This is a genomic window from Streptomyces prunicolor NBRC 13075 (genome assembly GCF_000367365.1).
Lineage (GTDB): Bacteria > Actinomycetota > Actinomycetes > Streptomycetales > Streptomycetaceae > Streptomyces > Streptomyces prunicolor.
Genome location: NZ_BARF01000127.1, coordinates 39402 through 59173, shown reverse-complemented (window position 1 = coordinate 59173; position 19772 = coordinate 39402). Strand labels below are relative to the sequence as shown.

The 19772-nt window shown below is 68.6% G+C and carries 20 protein-coding genes; 14 read left to right on the top strand and 6 right to left on the bottom strand.

Going from position 1 to position 19772, the window contains the following annotated elements; translation table 11 throughout:
- Positions 1-2: 2 nt before the first annotated feature.
- The 4 genes from SPR02S_RS48475 (at position 3) to SPR02S_RS48460 (ending at position 2297) form a co-directional block, all read left to right on the top strand.
- The gene (locus tag SPR02S_RS48475; protein WP_019064299.1) at positions 3-251 is read left to right on the top strand and encodes a type B 50S ribosomal protein L31; all 249 of its coding nucleotides are present in this window, start codon (positions 3-5) and stop codon (positions 249-251) included.
- 2 nt (positions 252-253) lie between these two features.
- Positions 254-1543, top strand: coding sequence for a GTP-binding protein (locus SPR02S_RS48470; protein WP_019064298.1), 1290 nt, complete (start codon positions 254-256; stop codon positions 1541-1543).
- 2 nt (positions 1544-1545) lie between these two features.
- A complete protein-coding gene (gene rpsR / locus SPR02S_RS48465) occupies positions 1546-1791 on the top strand; it encodes a 30S ribosomal protein S18 (RefSeq protein WP_019064297.1) in 246 nt (81 codons plus the stop codon).
- A 287-nt stretch (positions 1792-2078) separates the two neighbouring features.
- Positions 2079-2297 carry a DUF397 domain-containing protein gene (locus SPR02S_RS48460; RefSeq protein WP_051105974.1) on the top strand — a complete coding sequence of 73 codons (219 nt, stop codon included), beginning with the start codon at positions 2079-2081 and terminating at the stop codon, positions 2295-2297.
- 66 nt (positions 2298-2363) lie between these two features.
- Here SPR02S_RS48460 and SPR02S_RS48455 read toward each other — a convergent pair whose 3' ends face one another.
- Positions 2364-2876, bottom strand: coding sequence for an ATP-binding protein (locus SPR02S_RS48455; protein ID WP_043259023.1), 513 nt, complete (start codon positions 2874-2876; stop codon positions 2364-2366).
- A 342-nt stretch (positions 2877-3218) separates the two neighbouring features.
- On the opposite strand from SPR02S_RS48455, the gene SPR02S_RS48450 reads away from it, so the two are divergent.
- The 6 genes from SPR02S_RS48450 (at position 3219) to SPR02S_RS48425 (ending at position 8902) form a co-directional block, all read left to right on the top strand.
- The gene (locus SPR02S_RS48450; RefSeq protein ID WP_019064294.1) at positions 3219-4055 is read left to right on the top strand and encodes a Sco1979 family transcriptional regulator; all 837 of its coding nucleotides are present in this window, start codon (positions 3219-3221) and stop codon (positions 4053-4055) included.
- Between the two features lie 119 nt (positions 4056-4174).
- Complete coding sequence (locus SPR02S_RS48445) at positions 4175-5635, top strand: aldehyde dehydrogenase family protein (protein WP_019064293.1); 1461 nt, start codon at positions 4175-4177, stop codon at positions 5633-5635.
- A 154-nt stretch (positions 5636-5789) separates the two neighbouring features.
- A complete protein-coding gene (locus SPR02S_RS48440; RefSeq protein ID WP_019064292.1) occupies positions 5790-6338 on the top strand; it encodes a DinB family protein in 549 nt (182 codons plus the stop codon).
- 24 nt (positions 6339-6362) lie between these two features.
- Complete coding sequence (locus SPR02S_RS48435) at positions 6363-7004, top strand: PadR family transcriptional regulator (protein ID WP_019064291.1); 642 nt, start codon at positions 6363-6365, stop codon at positions 7002-7004.
- Positions 7005-7100: 96 nt separating this feature from the next.
- A complete protein-coding gene (locus SPR02S_RS48430) occupies positions 7101-8144 on the top strand; it encodes a daunorubicin resistance protein DrrA family ABC transporter ATP-binding protein (RefSeq protein ID WP_019064290.1) in 1044 nt (347 codons plus the stop codon).
- Positions 8141-8902 carry an ABC transporter permease gene (locus tag SPR02S_RS48425; protein WP_019064289.1) on the top strand — a complete coding sequence of 254 codons (762 nt, stop codon included), beginning with the start codon at positions 8141-8143 and terminating at the stop codon, positions 8900-8902. Before SPR02S_RS48430 ends, SPR02S_RS48425 begins: the two co-directional genes overlap by 4 nt.
- A 299-nt stretch (positions 8903-9201) precedes the next feature.
- Here SPR02S_RS48425 and gad read toward each other — a convergent pair whose 3' ends face one another.
- Together gad and SPR02S_RS48415 are read right to left on the bottom strand one after the other, a co-directional pair.
- Entirely contained in the window at positions 9202-10608 is a 1407-nt protein-coding gene (gene gad, locus SPR02S_RS48420) for a glutamate decarboxylase (RefSeq protein ID WP_026151577.1), read from the bottom strand.
- 39 nt (positions 10609-10647) lie between these two features.
- Positions 10648-11931, bottom strand: coding sequence for an ion channel protein (locus SPR02S_RS48415; RefSeq protein WP_019064287.1), 1284 nt, complete (start codon positions 11929-11931; stop codon positions 10648-10650).
- Between the two features lie 137 nt (positions 11932-12068).
- On the opposite strand from SPR02S_RS48415, the gene SPR02S_RS48410 reads away from it, so the two are divergent.
- Positions 12069-12854: a MerR family transcriptional regulator gene (locus SPR02S_RS48410; RefSeq protein ID WP_019064286.1), complete on the top strand. Its 786-nt coding sequence runs from the start codon at positions 12069-12071 to the stop codon at positions 12852-12854.
- Positions 12855-12875: 21 nt separating this feature from the next.
- Here SPR02S_RS48410 and SPR02S_RS48405 read toward each other — a convergent pair whose 3' ends face one another.
- The gene (locus tag SPR02S_RS48405; protein WP_019064285.1) at positions 12876-13241 is read right to left on the bottom strand and encodes a YbjQ family protein; all 366 of its coding nucleotides are present in this window, start codon (positions 13239-13241) and stop codon (positions 12876-12878) included.
- Positions 13242-13385: 144 nt separating this feature from the next.
- Here SPR02S_RS48405 and SPR02S_RS48400 point away from each other — a divergent pair, with 144 nt between their 5' ends.
- Entirely contained in the window at positions 13386-14330 is a 945-nt protein-coding gene (locus SPR02S_RS48400) for a DedA family protein (protein WP_019064284.1), read from the top strand.
- A gap of 117 nt (positions 14331-14447) precedes the next feature.
- Here SPR02S_RS48400 and SPR02S_RS48395 read toward each other — a convergent pair whose 3' ends face one another.
- Both SPR02S_RS48395 and SPR02S_RS48390 read right to left on the bottom strand, forming a co-directional pair.
- On the bottom strand, positions 14448-16100 hold the full coding sequence (locus SPR02S_RS48395; RefSeq protein WP_019064283.1) for a threonine/serine exporter family protein: 1653 nt from the start codon (positions 16098-16100) through the stop codon (positions 14448-14450).
- Between the two features lie 156 nt (positions 16101-16256).
- Positions 16257-16748 (bottom strand): inorganic diphosphatase, encoded by a 492-nt coding sequence (locus tag SPR02S_RS48390; protein WP_026151575.1) that lies wholly within the window; start codon positions 16746-16748, stop codon positions 16257-16259.
- Positions 16749-16827: 79 nt separating this feature from the next.
- Between SPR02S_RS48390 and dacB the strand changes: the two genes are divergently transcribed.
- Both dacB and SPR02S_RS48380 read left to right on the top strand, forming a co-directional pair.
- The gene (dacB, locus tag SPR02S_RS48385) at positions 16828-18525 is read left to right on the top strand and encodes a D-alanyl-D-alanine carboxypeptidase/D-alanyl-D-alanine endopeptidase (protein ID WP_078623230.1); all 1698 of its coding nucleotides are present in this window, start codon (positions 16828-16830) and stop codon (positions 18523-18525) included.
- Positions 18526-18606: 81 nt separating this feature from the next.
- Positions 18607-19728 (top strand): Rv3626c family coenzyme F420 biosynthesis-associated protein, encoded by a 1122-nt coding sequence (locus SPR02S_RS48380; RefSeq protein WP_019064280.1) that lies wholly within the window; start codon positions 18607-18609, stop codon positions 19726-19728.
- The last annotated feature ends 44 nt before the right edge of the window (positions 19729-19772 follow it).

Below are 19772 nucleotides of genomic sequence, written 5' to 3'. Positions count from 1 at the left end.
AGATGCGCGAGAACATCCACCCGCCCTACGGCCCGGTCGTCTTCCGGGACCGCGCCGCGAACCACGCCTTCCTCACCCGCTCGACGATGACGAGCGCGAAGACGGTCGAGTGGGAGGACGGCAACACCTACCCCGTCGTGGACGTCGAGATCTCGAACGTCAGCCACCCCTTCTACACCGGCACGGCCCGCGTCCTGGACACGGCCGGCCGCGTGGAGCGCTTCGAGCGCCGGTACGGGAAGCAGGCCTGACCGTGCCCGACCTCTCCGTCGCGATCGTCGCCGGCCTGCACGCCGACGCCCGCAGAGCGACCGTCGCCCGCCTCCTCCACGACGTCCCCGGCAGCGTCGTACTCCACCACGACCTCGCTACGGCCGTCGGCGGCACGGTCGTCCGCACGATCAGGGACGCCACGGGCATCCTCGGCGCGGGCGAGACCCCGCTGGTCAACGACTGCGCGTGCTGCGCCCTGCGCGAGGACCTGGTCCCGGAACTGCGCCGACTGGCCGCGGCCGGCCAAGTCGGCCTCGCCGTGGTCGAGTTGTGGGACTCCGTCGAGCCCAAGGCGATGGCCGAGGTGATCACGTCCGGCGGCCTCACGGTCACCGGCGTCATCACCGCCGTAGACCCGGCCCTGCTCCTCCCGTACCTCGCCAACGGCGACGACCTCGCCGAAACCGGCCTCGCGGCGGCGGCCACGGACGAACGCACGATCGCGGACACCTTCGCCCGCCAACTGGAATACGCCCCCGTCCTGGCCGTCCTCGACTCGCCCGACGCCGACGACGAAGACCGGGAGCTACTGGGCCAGTTGCACCCGACGGCCCGCCAAGTACCGGTCGGGGGCGGCGACTTGCCGAGGAGCAGAAGCATCCAGGGCGCCCGCGACACCCCGGCGCAGGCTCCCACCCCGCCCACCCCCAACCCCCAAGGGGCGCGGGGAACTGCGCGACCAGCCCCCACCGACCCGCACCCTACAAACAACCCAAACCACCCACCCCAACGCAGCGTCCTCGCCCACGCAGCCCTAGCCGGTTTCGACGTGGAAGCCGCAGCCGCCGCCCAACACCCCGCCTGCGCCCTGCTCCCCGTGGACGCCGACGCGCACGGCGTGACCACCCTCGTCTGGCACCGGCGCCGCCCCTTCCACCCGGAGCGGTTGTACGCGGCACTTGAGGACATCACCTGCGCCGCCGCCCGCAGCCGGGGGCGGTTCTGGCTGGCGGACAAGCCCGACTCGCTGCTGCACTGGGACGCGGCCGGCGGTGCCCTGTGTGTGGAGAGTGCGGGGCCGTGGCTCGCCTCGTTGCCGGACGCCGCCTGGGAGTTGGTGCCGGCGGTGCGTCGGGCCGCCGCCGCGCTGGACTGGCATCCGGAGCACGGGGACTGCTGTCAGCACCTCGTCTTCACGTCGCCCGGCCTCGACCGCGACGGGCTCGAACTGCTCCTGGAGTCCTGCCTGTTGACCGACGCCGAGTACGCCGCGGGCCGTAGCGCCTGGAAGCGCATCCCGTCCGCCTTCGACACCCTTCTGGAGATCTGACCGTGCACCGCAAGCCCGACCTCAAGTCCGCGCGCCGGCCTGCCAAGTCCCGCCGTAACCCCTTGGACGCGGCCGAAGTGACATACATCGACTACAAGGACACCGACCTGCTGCGGAAGTTCGTCTCCGACCGTGGCAAGATCCGCAGCCGACGGGTCACCGGCGTATCCGCGCAGCAGCAGCGGCAGTTGGCGGCTGCGATCAAGAGCGCCCGGGAGATGGCATTGTTGCCGTACTCGACCCGATAGCCGCCCGGATGGAACACAAGGGCCCCCGTACACGTCTTCCCTAGTACATGTCCTGCCCGGTCCTGGGCAGACGCTGGAACGGCATCGGTAAAGCGGTCGTCAAAGCTGTAACCGGAGGACCACACCCCGTGCACGTGCATCTGCTCATGCATCTGCACATGAACAGGGCTATGATCCGGAACAGTTGACCACTGCATCAATGGCCACACCAGCCAGTGCACAACCGGGAGCGACCTGTGGACCACCGCGTTGACAGCGTGTACTTGGGGTTCGACGTGTACAACGGCATGGCTGCCACGCAGCTGGACGGAGTGGCCTGGCAGAAGAGCCGGCACAGCAACTCGCAAGGGTCCTGCGTGGAGTTCGCGCGGCTGCCCGGCGGAGACGTCGCCGTACGCAACTCGCGCTTCCCCGACGGCCCGGCGCTCGTCTACACCCGCGCCGAGATCGAGGCGATGCTCCTGGGCATCAAGGACGGCGAGTTCGACCACCTGATAGCGGGTTAGCGCCCCGACGTGCCCTCGTGTCGGCAACGCGCGTAGAACCGCGGCCCGAAAAAGAGCCGCGGTTCCTCACGCGTTGTTCTGTGCCGGTTCGTCCTGGAGTCGGAACAGCGCCCAGACCACCTTGCCGCTCAGCGTCCCCGCCAGCGGGTGCCAGCCCCAGCCGTCGGCGAACGAGTCGACGAGGAACAGGCCGCGGCCCGACTCCGCCGAGAAGTCCTCCGACTCGCAGGCGATGGGGCTGTCGTGACTGGGGTCGCGCACGGCGCACACGAGCCGCTCGGTCCAGCGCATCAAGTGCAGCCGCACGGGCGGGTTCTGCTCCGGGACGCGCGGGGTGTTGGCCGGCAGGGCGTGCCGCAGCGCGTTGGTGACCAGTTCGGAGACGACCAGGCAGACGTCGTCGAAGCGGTCGCCTATGTCCCACTGGTCGAGCGTGCGACGGGTGAACTGCCGTGCCTCGCGCACCGCTTCGTAGCGGGCGGGCAACGCGCAAGAAGCGGCACTGGACACCGCTGACGGGTCCAGTGGCGGAAGGCCCTGCCGTAACGGCTCGAGCATGGTCGATCCATTCGTCCCCATGCGAGGCACTCCCGGGAATTCGCGGTCGTTGCGATGCAGCGGTGGCGCGAGACCATGGTTTCGGATGCGTACAGCAGATGCAAGGGCAGATGCACGTGCAGCTGACCGAATTGGACCCTCCCGTACCGCTTGTTGGCCATTTTTTCCGCCAACTTCACGCCGATCTGGCGCGCGGGTCTTGCATCTTTCTGACGTCTTCCTGGCAACTTCCTGTGAACGGCCGCCCCTTCTTTCCATATCTGTAATCGAACGAGTACTGCTCGAAGTGTTTTAGTGGCAGACTGCGGCCCCTGAAGACGGTTGGGGAGGCTGGCGAACGTGAGCGCGGGAGAGCCCGGATCGGTGGTGCGGCGGATGCTGCTCGGCTCGCAACTCAGGCGACTGCGGGAAGCACGTGGGATCACCCGAGAGGCCGCGGGGTACTCGATCCGCGCTTCCGAATCCAAGATCAGTCGCATGGAACTGGGGCGAGTGAGCTTCAAGACGCGGGATGTAGAGGACCTGTTGACGCTGTACGGCATCACGGACGAGGCGGAGCGCATCTCACTCCTCTCCCTCGCGAAGGAAGCCAACGTAGCGGGCTGGTGGCACAGTTACTCGGACGTCCTGCCCAGTTGGTTCCCCACCTATGTGGGCCTGGAGGGCGCCGCCTCCCTCATCCGCGTCTACGAGGTGCAGTTCGTGCACGGCCTCCTCCAGACCGAGGCCTACGCCCGCGCGGTCGTCCGGCGCGGCATGAAGGGCGCGAGCGAGGCGGACGTGGAGCGGCGGGTGGCGCTGCGACTCGAGCGGCAGAAGTACCTGGTGAACGAGAACGCGCCGGACTTCCACATCGTCCTGGACGAGGCCGCCCTGCGCCGCCCGTACGGCGACCGCGAGGTGATGCGCGGTCAGTTGCAGCATCTGATCGAGGTCTCCGAGCACCCCAACGTCCGCCTCCAGGTCATGCCGTTCGGCTTCGGCGGTCACGCCGGCGAGTCCGGTGCCTTCACGATCCTGTCGTTCCCGGAGTCCGACCTCTCGGACGTCGTCTATCTCGAACAGCTCACCAGCGCGCTCTACTTGGACAAGTCCGAGGACGTGGCCCAGTACGAGAAGGCACTGAAGGAGCTCCAGCAGGACAGCCCGGGCCCGGACGAGAGCCGGGATCTTCTTCGGGGACTGCTCCAACTCTCTTGAAACACAAGTACGATGACGTGTGATCAGACCGTGATGATCGTGAGGGATCGCCCGGTCTGCTGTTGATCGTGTCTGCAACTGATCGTGCCTGCTGACGATTTGAGCGATTGAGGGATCACATGTCGTCCTACTTCACCGACCTGGCTCAGCAGTACATCGACGGCGAGTGGCGCCCGGGCACCGGCTCCTGGGACATCATCGACTTCAACCCGTACGACGGCGAGAAGCTCGCGTCGATCACCATAGCCACGGTCGACGAGGTCGACGAGGCGTACCAGGCGGCCGCCCGCGCCCAGAAGGCATGGGCCGCGACCAACCCCTACGCCCGCCGTGCGGTGTTCGAGAAGGCGCTGCGGATCATCGAGGACCGCGAGCAGGAGATCTCCGAGGTGATCGTCGCCGAACTCGGCGGCACATTCCTGAAGGCCGGCTTCGAGCTGCACCTCGTCAAGGAGTTCCTGCGCGAGGCGATCCACCTCGCGCTGCGCCCCCAGGGCCGGATCATCCCCTCGCCGGTAGACGGCAAGGAGAACCGCGTCTACACCGTCCCGGTGGGCGTCGTCGGTGTGATCAGCCCCTTCAACTTCCCGCTCCTGCTCTCCCTCAAGTCGGTTGCTCCCGCACTGGCGTTGGGCAACGGCGTGGTCCTCAAGCCGCACCAGAACACCCCGATCGTCGGTGGCTCCCTGGTCGCGAAGATCTTCGAGGACGCGGGCCTGCCCGGCGGTCTGCTCAACGTCGTCATCACCGACATCGCGGAGATCGGCGACGCGTTCATCGAGCACCCGATCCCGAAGGTCATCTCCTTCACCGGTTCCGACAAGGTCGGCCGCCACGTCGCGACCGTCTGCGCCTCGCAGTTCAAGCGCGCGGTGCTCGAACTCGGCGGCAACAGCGCGATCGTGGTCCTCGACGACGCCGACATCGACTACGCGGTCGATGCGGCGGTCTTCAGCCGCTACGTCCACCAGGGCCAGGTCTGCATGGCCGCGAACCGTGTCCTGGTCGACCGGTCGATCGCCGACGAGTTCACCGAGAAGTTCGTCACCAAGGTCAAGTCCCTCAAGGTCGGCGACCCGCGCGACCCGCAGACGGTGATCGGCCCGGTCATCAACTCCCAGCAGGCGGACGCCCTTTCGGGTGTCGTCGAGCAGGCGATCGCCGAGGGCGCAACGGCTCTGGTCCACGGCACGACCACCGACAACCTGGTCGCCCCGTCGGTCCTCACCGACCTGCCCGCCGACTCGGACCTGCTCCGCCAGGAGGTCTTCGGCCCGGTCGCCTTCCTCATCACGTTCGACGGCGAGGAGGAGGCCGTGAGCATCGTCAACGACACGCCGTACGGCCTGAGCGGCGCGGTCCACACGGCCGACATCGAGCGCGGCGTGAACTTCGCCAAGCAGATCGACACGGGCATGTTCCACGTCAACGACGGCACCGTCCACGACGAGCCGATCGTCCCGTTCGGCGGCGAGAAGGCCTCCGGTCTGGGCCGCCTCAACGGCGAGTCGATGCTGGACGCGTTCACCAGCCTGAAGTGGATCTCGGTGCAGCACGGGCGGAGCGGGTTCCCGTTCTAGACATGTGCGTCCCGTTCTGGACATGTGCGTCCGGTTCTGAACATGTGCTTCCGGCGGGCCATTGAGGACAGAATCTGACCTCAATGGCCCGTAGCTTCATCGACGTCGGGCAGGGGGACAGGCTCCCGGCCGGCACCGGCGAAAGGCGAAGGCCATGGTCACGCATGTACCCGCGGACGCACAGGGCGACGAGCGCGGGTCGCTGCTCACGTTCATCGAGGACCAACGGGGCGGTATCCGCAGGTCGTTGCTCGGGCTGAGCGAGGAGCAGGCCGCGAGCAAACCGAGCGCGAGCGGGCTGTCCCTCTCCGGGTTGCTCAAGCACTGCGCCGACGTCGAGCAGGGCTGGATCGCGCGGGCGAAGCAGGAGCCGCCGGCTGTTCAGCGGGACCAGGCCAACTGGCACGAGACGTTCCAACTGGTCGACGGCGAGACCGTCGAGTCGCAGCTCGCGTACTGGGAGAAGGTTGTCGCCGAGACCGAGGCATACGTCCGCTCGGTGCCGAGCCTCGACGACACCTTCCCGGTCCCGAGCGAGCCCTGGTTCCCGCCGGAGGGCAGGGTCTCCGTGCGCTGGCTCTGCCTGCACCTGATCCGCGAGACCGCCCGGCACGCCGGCCACGCCGACATCATCCGCGAGTCCCTTGACGGAGCCACCGCCTACGAGCTGTTCACGAAGGAACGGGGCGCGACCGGGGGCTGACCTCGTGGGTTCTACGCTGGCCCCATGTCAGCGATCCGTCTCCTCGTGCTCGGCGCGGTGCGCCAGCACGGGCGGGCCCACGGCTACCAGGTGCGCAACGACCTCGAATACTGGGGCGCGCACGAGTGGTCCAACGCCAAGCCCGGCTCGATCTACCACGCGCTCAAGCAACTGGCCAAGCAGGGCCTTCTGCACGCCCACGAGGTCGCACCGTCCACGGTCGGGGGTCCGCCCCGCACCGAGTACGAGATCACCGACCAGGGCACCGAGGAGTACCTCCGGCTGCTGCGCGAGGCGCTGACGTCCTACGACCAGCAGATGGACGTCAAGTCCGCCGCGATCGGCTTCATCGTGGACCTGCCGAGGGCCGAAGCGGTGGCGCTGCTCAAGGAGCGCACCCGGGGTATCGACCAGTGGCGCGCGTCCGTCACCGAGCACTACATCCCCGAGGACGGGCCCGAACAGCTGGGCCACATCGGCGAGATCATGAACCTCTGGATCCATACGGCCGACGCAGAGGCCGCGTGGACCCAGGGGTTGATCGACCGGATCGAGGGCGGGGCGTACACCTTCGCGGGGGAGGGTGCGCCGTTCGTCGGTGTCCTGCGGGACGACGAGGAGAACCCGTACGCGACGGGGGAGCGGCATCCCGGGGACGCTCGCTGATCAAGCTCGCTAATCAAGTTTGACTAATGCCTTCGGTGGCGTTACCTTCGGGGTCTTCGGGTGAGTAGTCAAACTTGACTAGCGAGGGAGTGTTCAGTGGCCGACGCGGCGATCATCGTCGAGGACGCGCACAAGACGTACGGGGGGAAGAAGGGCCGGAAGGCTGAGGGAGCTCAGGGGGCTGAGGGGGGTGACGGCTCCAAGGGGGTCAAGAAGGCGTTGGACGGGCTCGATCTGCGTGTCGCGCGCGGCACTGTGCACGGGGTGCTCGGGCCCAACGGTGCGGGCAAGACCACTCTGGTCCGTGTTCTGTCCACCCTGTTGCGGCCCGACTCCGGCCGGGTCGAGGTCGCGGGGTACGACGTGCTGAGCGAGGCTCGTGCGGTTCGGCTTCGTATCGGGCTGCTCGGTCAACATGCGGCGCTGGATGAGGAGTTGGGTGGTCGGCAGAATCTGGAGATGTTCGGTCGGCTCCATCACCTCGGTGGCCGCCAGGCGCGTGTGCGTGCCGATGAGCTTCTGGAGCGTTTCGACCTCGCCGAGACTGGGCGCAAGCCGGTTCGCTCCTACAGCGGGGGTATGCGGCGTCGGCTGGATCTCGCTGCCTCGCTCGTCACCGCGCCGGAGATTCTCTTCCTGGACGAGCCGACTACCGGCCTCGATCCGCGCGGGCGTGTGGAGGTGTGGTCGGCGGTCCGGTCCTTGGTCGGTGGGGGTACGACGGTTCTGCTCACGACCCAGTATCTGGAGGAGGCCGATCAACTCGCCGATCGGGTCTCGGTAGTTGACCGGGGGCGGGTCATCGCCGACGGCACGCCGGACGAGCTGAAGTCCCGTACGGGCGGTGACCGTATCGACGTCGTTCTGCGTGACGCGGGTCAACTGGGGGCCGCCGTCGCTCTGTTGCCGTTGCCTGCTGCCGACGTCCGGGTCGATACCGATCGGCGGTTGCTCAGTGCGCCGGTCACTGACCGGATGACGGCGCTCTCCGGGGTCGTACGGGCGCTGGAGGAGGGTGGGATCGATGCCGAGGATGTGGCGTTGCGGCGGCCGACCTTGGACGAGGTGTTTCTGCATCTGACGGGGCACGGTGACGGGGCGGATGCGGGCGATCGTGCGAACGTGAAGGAGGCCGTGTGAGTGCTTACGCTCTGACCGATTCCTGGACCATGACGCGGCGTGAACTCGCCCACTGGGCGCGGCAGCCCGTGCAGGTTGTGGTGAGTCTGGTTTTCCCGGTGATGCTGCTGTTGATGTTCGGGTATCTGATCGGTGGTGGGCGGGCGGTCGAGGGTGACTACGTCGACTACCTGGTACCCGGGATGCTTGCGCTGACCATGGCCTTCGGGCTGGAGGGCACGATGCTCGCCGTCACGCAGGACCTCAACAAGGGGGTGATCGACCGGTTCCGGTCGATGCCGATGGCTGACGGGGCGGTGTTGGTGGGGCGTTCGGCCGCCGACATGTTGCAGTCGACGATCGGGCTGGTCGTGCTGATCGGGGTTGGGCTCGGGCTTGGTTGGCGGCCGCATGCCGGGCCCGGTCAATTCCTGGGTGCCGTGGGGCTGTTGCTGCTGTTCCGGTTCGCCATGTTGTGGGTCGGGATCCAGTTGGCGTTGGTGGCGGGGCGGCCGGAGATGGTGCAGGCCGTGCAGATTCTGGTGTGGCCGGTCGGGTTTCTGTCCAATGCTCTTGCCACGCCTGCTGCCATGCCTGGGTGGCTGGGCGTGGTTGTTCAGTGGAATCCGATGTCCCAGACCGCTACTGCCGTGCGTGATCTCTTCGGTGGGCCCGGGGGCGAGTCGGGACACGTCTGGGCCGCTGTGGTCTGGCCGTTGGGCTTGCTGGTGGTGTTCTTTCCGCTGGCGGTGCGGCGGTTCCGGGGGCTTGGGGGGTGAGTTGTCGGGTGCGGGGCAGTGGGGGCTGGTCGCGCCCCGCGGCGGAGCCGCTAATGTCACAGCCCCGCGCCCCTGGGTGGTTGGGGGTGCGGCTTTGTGTCTCAGTGCGGGTGCGTGGGTGGGTCGCCTGGGGTGCGTTGTGGGGCGGCGCCGCGCCGGGGGGTATCCGTCCTCGGATTGGCGCGGGGACCGTTGCTCACCGACTTGCCCGTGTTGACGCGCCAACCGCTGCGGGCGGACACCCCCCGACACGTCACCTTCTCGCCGTACGCGGCCGGCGGGCCTGCTGCCCTTGTGTCTCAGTGGTGGAAGCCCGTCGCCGCTCCCTTGTCGCGGGTGAACGGGTGTGGCTGGCGGCGTAGTTCGGGGAGGAGGCGGGTCAGGTCGTCCAGGAACAGTTCCGCCAGGTCTGCCGAGAAGCCGTTGCGGCATACGATCCGGAGGACCGAGAGGTCCTCGCGGTTCGCCGGGAAGGTGTAGGCCGGGACCAGCCAGCCGTGTTCGCGTAGGCGCCGGGAGACGTCGAATACGTCGTACGCCGTGACGTCGGGGCCTGTGGTGAAGGCGAAGACCGGCAACTCGTCGCCCCGGGTGAGGAGTTTGAAGTCGCCGAGGGCTTCGATGCGGTCGGCCAGGCCGCGGGCCACCTCGCGGGTTGACTGTTGGACGGCGCGGTAGCCCTCTCGGCCCAGGCGTAGGAATGTGTAGTACTGGGCGACTACTTGGGCGCCGGGGCGGGAGAAGTTGAGGGCGAAGGTGGGCATGTCGCCGCCCAAGTAGTTGACGCGGAAGACGAGTTCCTCGGGGAGAGCCTCCTTGTCGCGCCACAGGGCCCAGCCGACGCCCGGGTAGACCAGGCCGTACTTGTGGCCCGAGGTGTTGATCGAGGCCACGCGCGGGAGGCGGAAGTCCCAGATCAGGTCCGGGTCCAGGAAGGGGGCGACCATGGCGCCGGACGCGCCGTCGACGTGGACCGGGATGTCGAGGCCCGTGCGTTCCTGGAGCGCGTCGAGGGCGGCGCAGAGGTCGGCGATCGGTTCGTAGGAACCGTCGAAGGTGGAGCCCAGGATGCCGACCACGCCGATCGTGTTCTCGTCGCAGAGTTCTGCGGCGGCCTGGGGGTCGAGGTGGAAACGGTCGCCGTCCATGGGGACTTGGCGGGCCTCGACCTCCCAGAAGTTGCAGAACTTCTCCCAGCAGACCTGGACGTTGATCCCCATCACCAGGTTCGGGCGGGCGGCCGGGTAGCGGTCCTTGTTGCGTTGCGTCCAGCGGCGTTTCAGGGCCATTCCGGCGAGCATGCAGGCCTCGCTGGAGCCTGTTGTTGAACAGCCCACCGCGGCTGAGGGGTCCGGTGCGTTCCACAGGTCGGCGAGCATGGCCACGCAGCGTTTCTCCAGCTCCGCGGTGCGTGGGTACTCGTCCTTGTCGATCATGTTCTTGTCCCGGCACTCCGCCATCAGGACGCCGGCTTCCGGCTCCATCCAGGTGGTGACGAAAGTCGCCAGGTTCAGGCGGGAGTTGCCGTCCAGCATCAGCTCGTCGTGCACCAGCTGCACGGCCGTCATCGGCGGCAACGGTGTTTCCGGGAGCCGGTGCTTGGGTGGGGCCTCGGTCATGCCGCCGACCGGATTGGCCTCTCCGTAGAAGGGGTTCACGGACATGGGGCGCTCGTCGGGCTGCTCGGGACCTTTGTGCAACGGCATGGGCGTGCCTCCGATAAGGATCAAAAGAACCAACGGGTACTAGCGAACCGGAGTTCCGTCCGCGCGCAACTGCATCTGCGGTCTCCCGGTCACCAACAGCCAGGCCGGCAGCGAGCCGATGCAGAGAAGGGCGAGGATCGCCGGGGAGGCCACCAGGATCGCGGCCGTGAACAGGCTCACCCAGCCTTGTCGGGTGATCGCCAGGAGCATGCCCAGGACGCCCGCGGCGACCGCGAGTGCCGGGTCCACGGCCGGTACGACCGCGTGGGCGAAGAGGCCGAACGCGACGCCGATGAAGACGGAAGGGAAGATCCGGCCGCCCCGGAAGCCGCAGGACGCGGCGACCAGTAGCGCCGCGAGTTTCACGACGGTCATCGTCGCGAACTGGCCCGCCGACCAGCCCTCGGGATCGGCCGCCAGCTCCCCGACCTCGTCCAGCCCCTTGAAGAGCGTCAGATGGCCGCCCACGGCCGCCAGAAGGCCCAGGACCAGTCCACCGGCCGGCAGCGCCAGCATGGGGTGCTTGAGGCGGGAGAAGGCGCCATGGGCGTACGGGAAGACGTAGACCGCAGTCATGCCGAGCGCCGCTGCCAGGGGTGCCAGCACCAGGACGGCCAGCAGATCGCCCCAGCCGGGCCTGCCGAACGCGGGCAGATGCAGGTCGAAGGTCGGATGGGCCACCAGGGTGGTCGTCATGGCACCTGCTGCGGCCGCGGCGAGCGGCGCGAACACGTTGTCCCACAGGGCCCCCTTGGTGTTCCGCGCGGCCAGCGCCTCCGAGATGAGCAGCGCCGCCGCCACCGGTGTCCCGAACAGCGCCCCGATCGTCGCCGACTCGGCCAGTGCCCCCCACACCCCGCCCGGCAGCCTTGGTGCCAGCCTGCGCCCTACCCACAGCGCGAGCCCCACGTTCACGGCGATGATCGGGTTCTCGGGACCCAGGCTCGGCCCGCCCGCGAGCATCAGCGCGGTCGCCAGGACGAGGCCGGGCAGTACTCCTGGGGGCAGCGGTACGGCCTCCAGGCCGGTGGTCGCCGGATCGGGACCGGCATGCCCCGGCACCTTCCACACCACCAGCCCGACCACGATCCCGGTGGCCGTCAGCATGACGAGCATCCAGAGGACCGAGTAGCGGCCGATGCCCAGGGCGTCGGGGAGGTTCTTCCAGAGCACGTGCTGGAGCTGTTCGGCCGCCTCGCTGACCCCGATGAACAACAGACTCGCGAGCACGCCCACGACCAGAGCGGGGACGATCAACGGCAGCAGGGTGCGCGCCGGGGTCGTAGGGGCGGCTGGTGCCTGTTGCGCGCTGTCCTGGGCCACGGGCTCACCATAAGCGGGCAAAACGGACCCAACATCTTGAGAAGGCGAGCACTACAGGGACGTGAGGCTTGTGGGGCTTGCACCTCACGTGGCGTGAGGCCTCAGCGTGGAGCGCGGACACAAGAAGGGAGCGGAAAGTGAGCTACTCCGTAGGACAGGACTCCTACTCCGTAGGGCAGGTCGCCGGGTTTGCCGGGGTCACCGTGCGCACGTTGCACCACTACGACGACATCGGCCTGCTCGTCCCGAGCGAGCGCAGCCACGCGGGTCACCGGCGATACGGCGACGCCGACCTCGACCGGCTCCAACAGATCCTGTTCTACCGGGAACTCGGTTTTCCGCTCGACGAGGTCGCGGCCCTGCTCGACGACCCGGAGACGGACCCGCGCGCGCATCTGCGCCGCCAGCACGAGCTGTTGACCGCCCGGATCGAGAAGCTGCAGAAGATGGCCGAGGCCGTGGAGCACGCCATGGAGGCACGCACTATGGGCATCAACCTCACCCCCGAGGAACGCTTCGAGGTCTTCGGCGACAAGGACCCCGAGCAGTACGCCGAAGAGGCCGAACAGCGCTGGGGCGGCACCGAGGCCTACGCCGAATCGCAGCGCAGGGCCGCCCGCTACACGAAGGCCGACTGGAAACGCCTCCAGGCCGAGGTCGACGCCTGGAGCGAGCGCTACGCCACCCTGGTGACCGCCGGCGAACTCCCCACCGCCGACGCGGCGATGGACCTCGCCGAGGAACACCGCCTGCACATCGACCGCTGGTTCTACGAGTGCCCCTATGAGATGCACGTCTGCCTCGCCGAGATGTACGTCTCCGACGAGCGGTTCAAGGCGTTCTACGACGCGATGGCCCCGGGCCTGGCCGAGCACCTGAGGGACGCGATCCTGGCGAACGCCTCCCGGCACAGCTCCTCTTAGGAGCCTGGCCCGGGGGTGCCGCTACTCCCGGGCCAGGACCACCGCCGTCCCGTAGGCGCACACCTCGGTGCCGACGTCCGCCGCCTCGGTCACGTCGAAGCGGAACGCCAGGACGCCGTTGGCCCCACGCGCGCGTGCCTGCTCGATCAGCCGCTCCATGGCCTGGTTGCGGGTCTGCACGAGGGTCTTGGTGAGGCCCTTCAGTTCACCGCCGACCATCGACTTCAGACCGGCGCCGATCTGGCTGCCGAGATGCCGTGAGCGCACGGTCAGCCCGAAGACCTCGCCGATCACCTGCTCGACCCGGTACCCGGGGATGTCGTTCGTCGTCACGACCAGCACATCGGCCTGCGGCCCCTGGCCGCCGCCGTACTCTTCGATACCCATGGCTCACAGCTTTGTCCTATGGGTTGCACAGTGCATCCTGGAGTCACCGGTGGAACCTGGGACGGACACATCGCGTTGATAGCTTTGTGCGGCTGTACCTGGACGCTGGCACCTCCCTCCACCCCTCAGGAGCCCGGAACCGTGATGACGCTCGCCCTCGGCCCGAGCTGGCTCGATCCGAACACCATGCTCGACCGGTTCGGAATCTGGGGCCTCCTGCTCGTGGTCTTCGCGGAGTCCGGCCTGCTCATCGGGTTCTTCCTGCCGGGTGACTCCCTGCTGTTCACCTGCGGCCTGCTGATCACCGCGGGCACCCTCGACTTCCCGCTGTGGGCGGCCGTCGCGCTGATCTGCGTCGCCGCGATCCTCGGCGACCAGGCGGGCTACGTCTTCGGTAAGAAGGTCGGCCCCTCGCTCTTCAACCGCCCGGACTCACGCCTCTTCAAGCAGGAGAACGTGGTCAAGGCGCACGAGTTCTTCGAGAAGTACGGCCCCAAGTCCCTGGTCCTGGCCCGCTTCGTGCCCATCGTGCGCACGTTCACGCCGATCATCGCCGGCGTCAGCGGCATGAAGTACCGCTCCTTCATCACGTTCAACGTCATCGGCGGCGTCCTGTGGGGCGCGGGCGTGACCCTGCTCGGCTCCTGGCTCGGCAACATCGACTTCGTCAACAAGAACATCGAAGCGATCCTCATCCTGATCGTCCTCATCTCGGTCGTCCCGATCGTCATCGAGTTCCTCCGCGCCCGCTCCAAGGCCAAGAAGCACCCCCAGGAGCAGCACCAGGAACAGCCCGGCGACCCGGCCGCGACCCAGCCGTTCCCCGTGATCATGGACGACTCGACGACCCAACTCCGCCGCGTGGACGAGCCCCAGCAGCAACCTCAGCAGCAGCCCCAGCACAACAACGGCTACGACCAGAACAACGGTTACGACCAGTACTACGCCCAGCCCCAACAGCAGCAGCCGTACCCCCAGCAGACGTACCAGCCGCAGCAGCAACAGCCGTACGGCAACCAGCAGTACGGCAATCAGCAGTACCCGCCGTACGACAACCAGGGCCAAGGCCAGGGCTACCCACAGGCCTAGCTGCACGCCCTTAAGGGGCGCGGGGCCGTATCGATATGCGGCTCCGCCGCGTGGGCGCGACCAGCCACAACGAGCCTGCACTCGCCCACAAACAGCCCGCCCCGAGCTATTAGGCGCTCAGAACCCCCGAGTCCGCTTGGCCGCCCGCCGCGCCCCCGCAGAAGCCCCCGGAATCCGCAAGAACAGCCGCGAGATCTCCGACCCCAGATTGACCCCGATGGCGATGGCCATGGCGAGGGACGCCGCCGTGGCCAACGACACCAACCCCTTGTCGACCTCGTTCTGCGCGATCGCCAACAGCCCGAAGTAGGTGGCGGAACCCGGCAACAGGGGCCCGATCGCCGCGGTCGTGTAGGGCAACGCCGACGCGAACCGGTACCGCGACAGCAACTGCCCGAACAACCCGACCAACCCGGCCGCAACGGCCGTAGAGGCAACCGGCGAGATTTCGGCGACGAAATGCATCGCCCCGTAGACGGACCAGGCGACACCTCCGTTGAGGGACACCAGGAGCACGGTGGATCGTTCCTGCTGGAGCAGTACGGCAAAGGTCAGCGACAGCAGGACGGACGCGCCGATCTGCCACAGCGGCCGGTCGGAGTTGCCGAGGGCCACGTCGGGGTTGAGCTGTGCGCCGAGCTTCACGCCGAAGTACAGGACGATCAGGACGCCGGCCACGATGCCGACGAAGAAGTACATGACCTCCAGGAGCCGGGCCGACGCGGTGATGTAGAAGCCGGTCAGGCCGTCCTGTACGCCCGCCACGAGCGCCCGTCCGGGCAGCAGGGCGAACAGCCCACCGGTGATGACCGCGGAGGCCTTCACATCGACGTTGGCGACCGTGAGGGCGACCCCTATCGCGGCGGGCGGCATCGCGGCGACCGTGAACTGGTAGAACTCCGGCAGCCCGCGCCCCGCGCACAGCCACGCCAGCCGGTCGCCGAGCATCGCCCCGAGCACGGCGGCGAAGAACACGATGACGTCACCGCCGACGAGCACGGAGGCGGCACCGGCGAGCAGCCCGCTGGCGGAGGTCAGGACCCAGCCGGGGTACGGGTGCCGGTTGCGCCGCATCTCCGCGAGCCGCCGGTAGGCGTCCTCCAAGGAGAGTGCGGTTTCCGGATCGCTGAGGTCCTGGACCAGCCGGAACACGGCCGCGAGCCGCGTGTAGTCGGTGCCCCGGCGCCGTACGGTCCGGGACGCGGTCACCGGATCGTCCACCAGGGAGGGCTGATAAGAGATCGAGAGCAGGGTGAAGGTGACGGTCGGCTCGCAGCGGTCGAGGCCGTAGGAGCGGCAGACCGCGAACATCGCCGCCTCGACGTCCTCCGCGCCCTCGCCGCCCGCGAGCAGCAACTCGCCGATGCGGAGCGTCAGATCGAGCACGCGCGGTACGGCGGGACCGCTGTCGTCCGGCTTCTGCACCGGCTCCGGAGCGGGCCGTTCGGCCACCGGCATCCGCAGCATCGTGCGCATCCGGTCCTGCCAGGGCACGTCCTTGGTGAGGCTGACGACGGGAATCCCGGTCGGCGGTGTGAAGGCGGGCGGCGCCTTGCGGGCGCTGTAGAGGCTGGGCGGATTGAACGCCGACCCCTCGGAGTCCTCGACGGCCGGCGCGGGCGTCACGTCGAGCCCGCTCGGAACGGCGAACTCAGAGGTCGTGGACGACTCCCCGTCAGCTGCCATGACCGCCGCCTCGACGCCCGCCGGAGCTGTGAAGGCGCTCCTGGCCTCGTCCGACTGCGGTTTGCGGTCCTCCGCTTCCGTCACTCCGTGGCACTCCCTGTACGACGCCTCCAGTGATCCTCAGTATGCGCACAGACGATCAGGAGGGGCGGCGCGTAGCGCCTCGTTGAGGGGTGGTGGTCGGGCGACGGGCGGGCGGGCCGCACGCGTGTGCGTGCGGCCCGTTTGTGCGCCGGGGGCTCAGTGGCCGCCCTGCTCCTTGAGTCGCTTGTACGAGCGCTCGATCTCCGCCTCGGCGTCCACGCGGCCCACCCAGTTGGCACCCTCGACCGACTTGCCGGGCTCCAGGTCCTTGTAGACCTCGAAGAAGTGCTGGATCTCCAGGCGGTCAAACTCCGACACGTGGTGGATGTCACGCAGGTGCTCCACACGCGGGTCGGACGCCGGGACGCACAGCAGCTTGTCGTCGCCGCCGGCCTCGTCGGTCATCCGGAACATGCCGATCGCGCGGCACTTGATGAGGCAGCCGGGGAAAGTCGGCTCCTCCAGGATGACCAGCGCGTCGAGCGGGTCGCCGTCCTCGCCGAGAGTGTTCTCGACGAAGCCGTAGTCGGCCGGGTAACTGGTCGAGGTGAAGAGTCGACGGTCCAGGCGGATCCGACCGGTCTCGTGGTCCACCTCGTACTTGTTCCGCGAACCCTTCGGGATCTCGATCGTGACGTCGAACTCCACCGGTGGCTCCTCCATGATCAGCACATGTTTCTGGTGGTTAAGTGTCCCTCACGCAGGTGTGTGATCGCGAAAGGGGCTGGTGGTCGTGCCGGAGCTGAGGCCTTGGCAGGCCGCGAGACCGCAGGTGAAGCGGGTCGCGCGAGCCGTCCGGCCCCGTCTCAAGCGGGCCGCACAATCCGTGAAACCGCAGGTCACACGGGTTACACAAGCCGTGTCGCCCCAGGTCGCGCGACTCACCGAAGCCGTGAGACCACAGGTCACGCGGCTCAATCAAGCCGTGTCACCGAAGGTCGCCCGGCTCGTCGGATCCGTGTCACCTCAGGTCGCGAAGTTGCCGCGACCGAACAGGACCTGGCAGTTCACCGCCGTCGCCGCCACCGCCGGAATGGCGCTGGCCGCCGGTGTGGTGACCGCCGCCGGTCCCTGGGACTCCACCGGTCAGCGTACGGCCGAGCGGGACTACGCAGCCGCACAGGAACGTTCAGGTGGCGTAGATCACGGCCGTAATTCCGATACGTCCGCCAAGGCACCCCGCCCCGCCCCCAGCGCCGCATCCGTCCTGGTCGGCCTCGGCGGCTCGACCAACTCGGTGAAGTCGGCCCCGACCGGCACGGCCCTCGCGGACGTCCTGAACCCCCTCCTGGCCAACTCGGCGCTCGGCACCCGCCACACGGCCGCCGTGGTGGACGTTTCGACCGGAAAGCGCCTCTACGGAGTCGGCGCCGACGACGCGTTGACCCCGGCCTCCACGACGAAGATCGCCACCGCGACGGCCGCCCTCTCCGCCCTGGGCGCCGACCACCGCTTCACCACCCGCACCGCCCTGGAGCCCGACACCAAGGAACTCGTCCTGGTCGGCGGCGGCGACCCCACCCTGACGGCCCACCAGGACGCCGAGGGCTGGGCCAGCCTGCGCACCCTCGCCGACAGCACGGCGACGGCCCTGAAGAAGCGCGGCGTGAGCGAGGTGACGCTGTCGTACGACAAGACCCTGTACTCCGGTGCCGAACTCCACCCGATCGGGGCCAACGAGAACCTCGCCCCGGTCAGCGCCCTGATGGCCGACGAGGGCCGTACGGACGACTCGTCCAGCGGCCAGGTGCTGCGCGTGACGGACCCGGCGGCGGACGCGGCCGAGAAGTTCGCGGGCTTCCTGAAGAAGCACGGCATCAGGACGACGTCCCCGGGCCCCTCCAAGGCGACCGCCCGCGCCGCCACCCTCGCCACGGTCTCCTCGCCCCCGCTGTCCGACATCGTCGAACGGATGCTGACCAACAGCGACAACGACATCGCGGAGGCACTGGCCCGCCAGACCGCCGTGGCGACAGGAAAGCGGGCCGACTTCGACGGCGGCGCCGCCGCGATCCAGGCCCAGCTGACGAAGCTTCAACTCCCGGTCAAGGGCGCCGTGTTCAACGACGGCAGCGGACTGAACCGCGACGACCGCCTCACCGCCGACCTCCTGACCGCCCTCCTGGTCAAGGCCGGTTCCCCGGCCCACCCCGAACTCCGCCCGGTCCTCACCGGCCTCCCCATCGCCGCCTTCACCGGCACCCTGACGACCCGCTACACGGACGCGACAGGCGCGGCGGGGGTGGTGCGGGCCAAGACGGGCACCCTGACGGGCGTCAACACGCTGGCGGGCACGGTCGTGGACAAAGACGGCCAACTCCTGGCCTTCGCCTTCCTGACCTCCAACACGACGAACGCCCTGGAGGCCCAGGCGGCCCTGGACCACACGGCAACGGCGTTGGCGGCCTGCGGCTGCACCTCGTAACCGGGTGCTGTTCAAACAGGCGCTCACCTGACCGACGCTCGCGGCCTGCCTCAAGCGGCAGCGCTCACGTACGGTTGACGCATGACGAGCATCGGTGGTGCCGAGATGGTCGACTGGAATCTCGCGGTGGCGACCGCGACCCGACTTGTGCGGCCGGGCCCCGAGGTGAGCCGTGACGAGGCCCGGGCCGTCGTCGCGGAGCTGCGCCGGCATGCGAAGGCCTCGGAGCAACACGTCCGGGGTTTCACCCGGATGGGTACGGACGACATCCACGACACCCCGATCCTGGTCGTCGACCGCCCCGGCTGGGTGCGGGCGAACGTCGCCGGGTTCCGGGAGGTCCTCAAGCCGCTGCTCGACAAGATGCAGGAGCGGCGCAGCAACACTCCAGGGGGCGCCGTTTTCGGCGCGGTCGGCGGCAAGGTGACCGGCGTCGAGCTGGGCATGCTGCTGTCGTTCCTGTCCTCGCGTGTGCTCGGGCAGTACGAGACGTTCGCCCCGGCGTCCCGCGAGTTGCCGGCGGGTGCGAAGGGCGGGCGGCTGCTGCTGGTCGCGCCGAACATCGTGCACGTGGAGCGCGAACTCGACGTAGAACCGCACGACTTCCGCCTGTGGGTGTGCCTGCACGAGGAGACGCACCGCACGCAGTTCACGGCCGTGCCCTGGCTGCGTGACCACCTGGAGGGCGAGATCCAGTCGTTCTTGGGGGAGACCGAGGTCGACCCCATGACCGTCCTGGAGCGCATCCGGGAGGCCGCCCAGTCGCTGGCGGGCGGGCGGCCCGAGGGCGAGGAGGACGACGAGGGCCGCTCCCTCGTGGAGATCGTGCAGACTCCCGCGCAGCGGGAGATCCTCGGGCGGCTCACCGCCGTGATGTCCCTCCTGGAGGGGCACGCCGACTTCGTGATGGACGGCGTCGGCCCGGACGTGGTGCCGAGCGTCGCGGAGATCCGCGAGAAGTTCCAGCAGCGCCGCGCGAAGGGCGCCTCCCGGCTGGACTCGGCGCTGCGCAAGCTGCTCGGCCTCGACGCCAAGCTGCGGCAGTACCGGGACGGCGAGCGGTTCGTACGCGCGGTCGTCGAACAGGTGGGCATGGACGGCTTCAACCGCGTGTGGACCTCCCCGAACACGTTGCCTACGAAGACGGAGATCGCCAAACCGGCGGACTGGGTCGCGCGGGTGCATCGCAAGGCCGAGTCGTGAACCGGTCGCGGATGTGGTGAAACGGATTCGGCCGACGGCAGGCG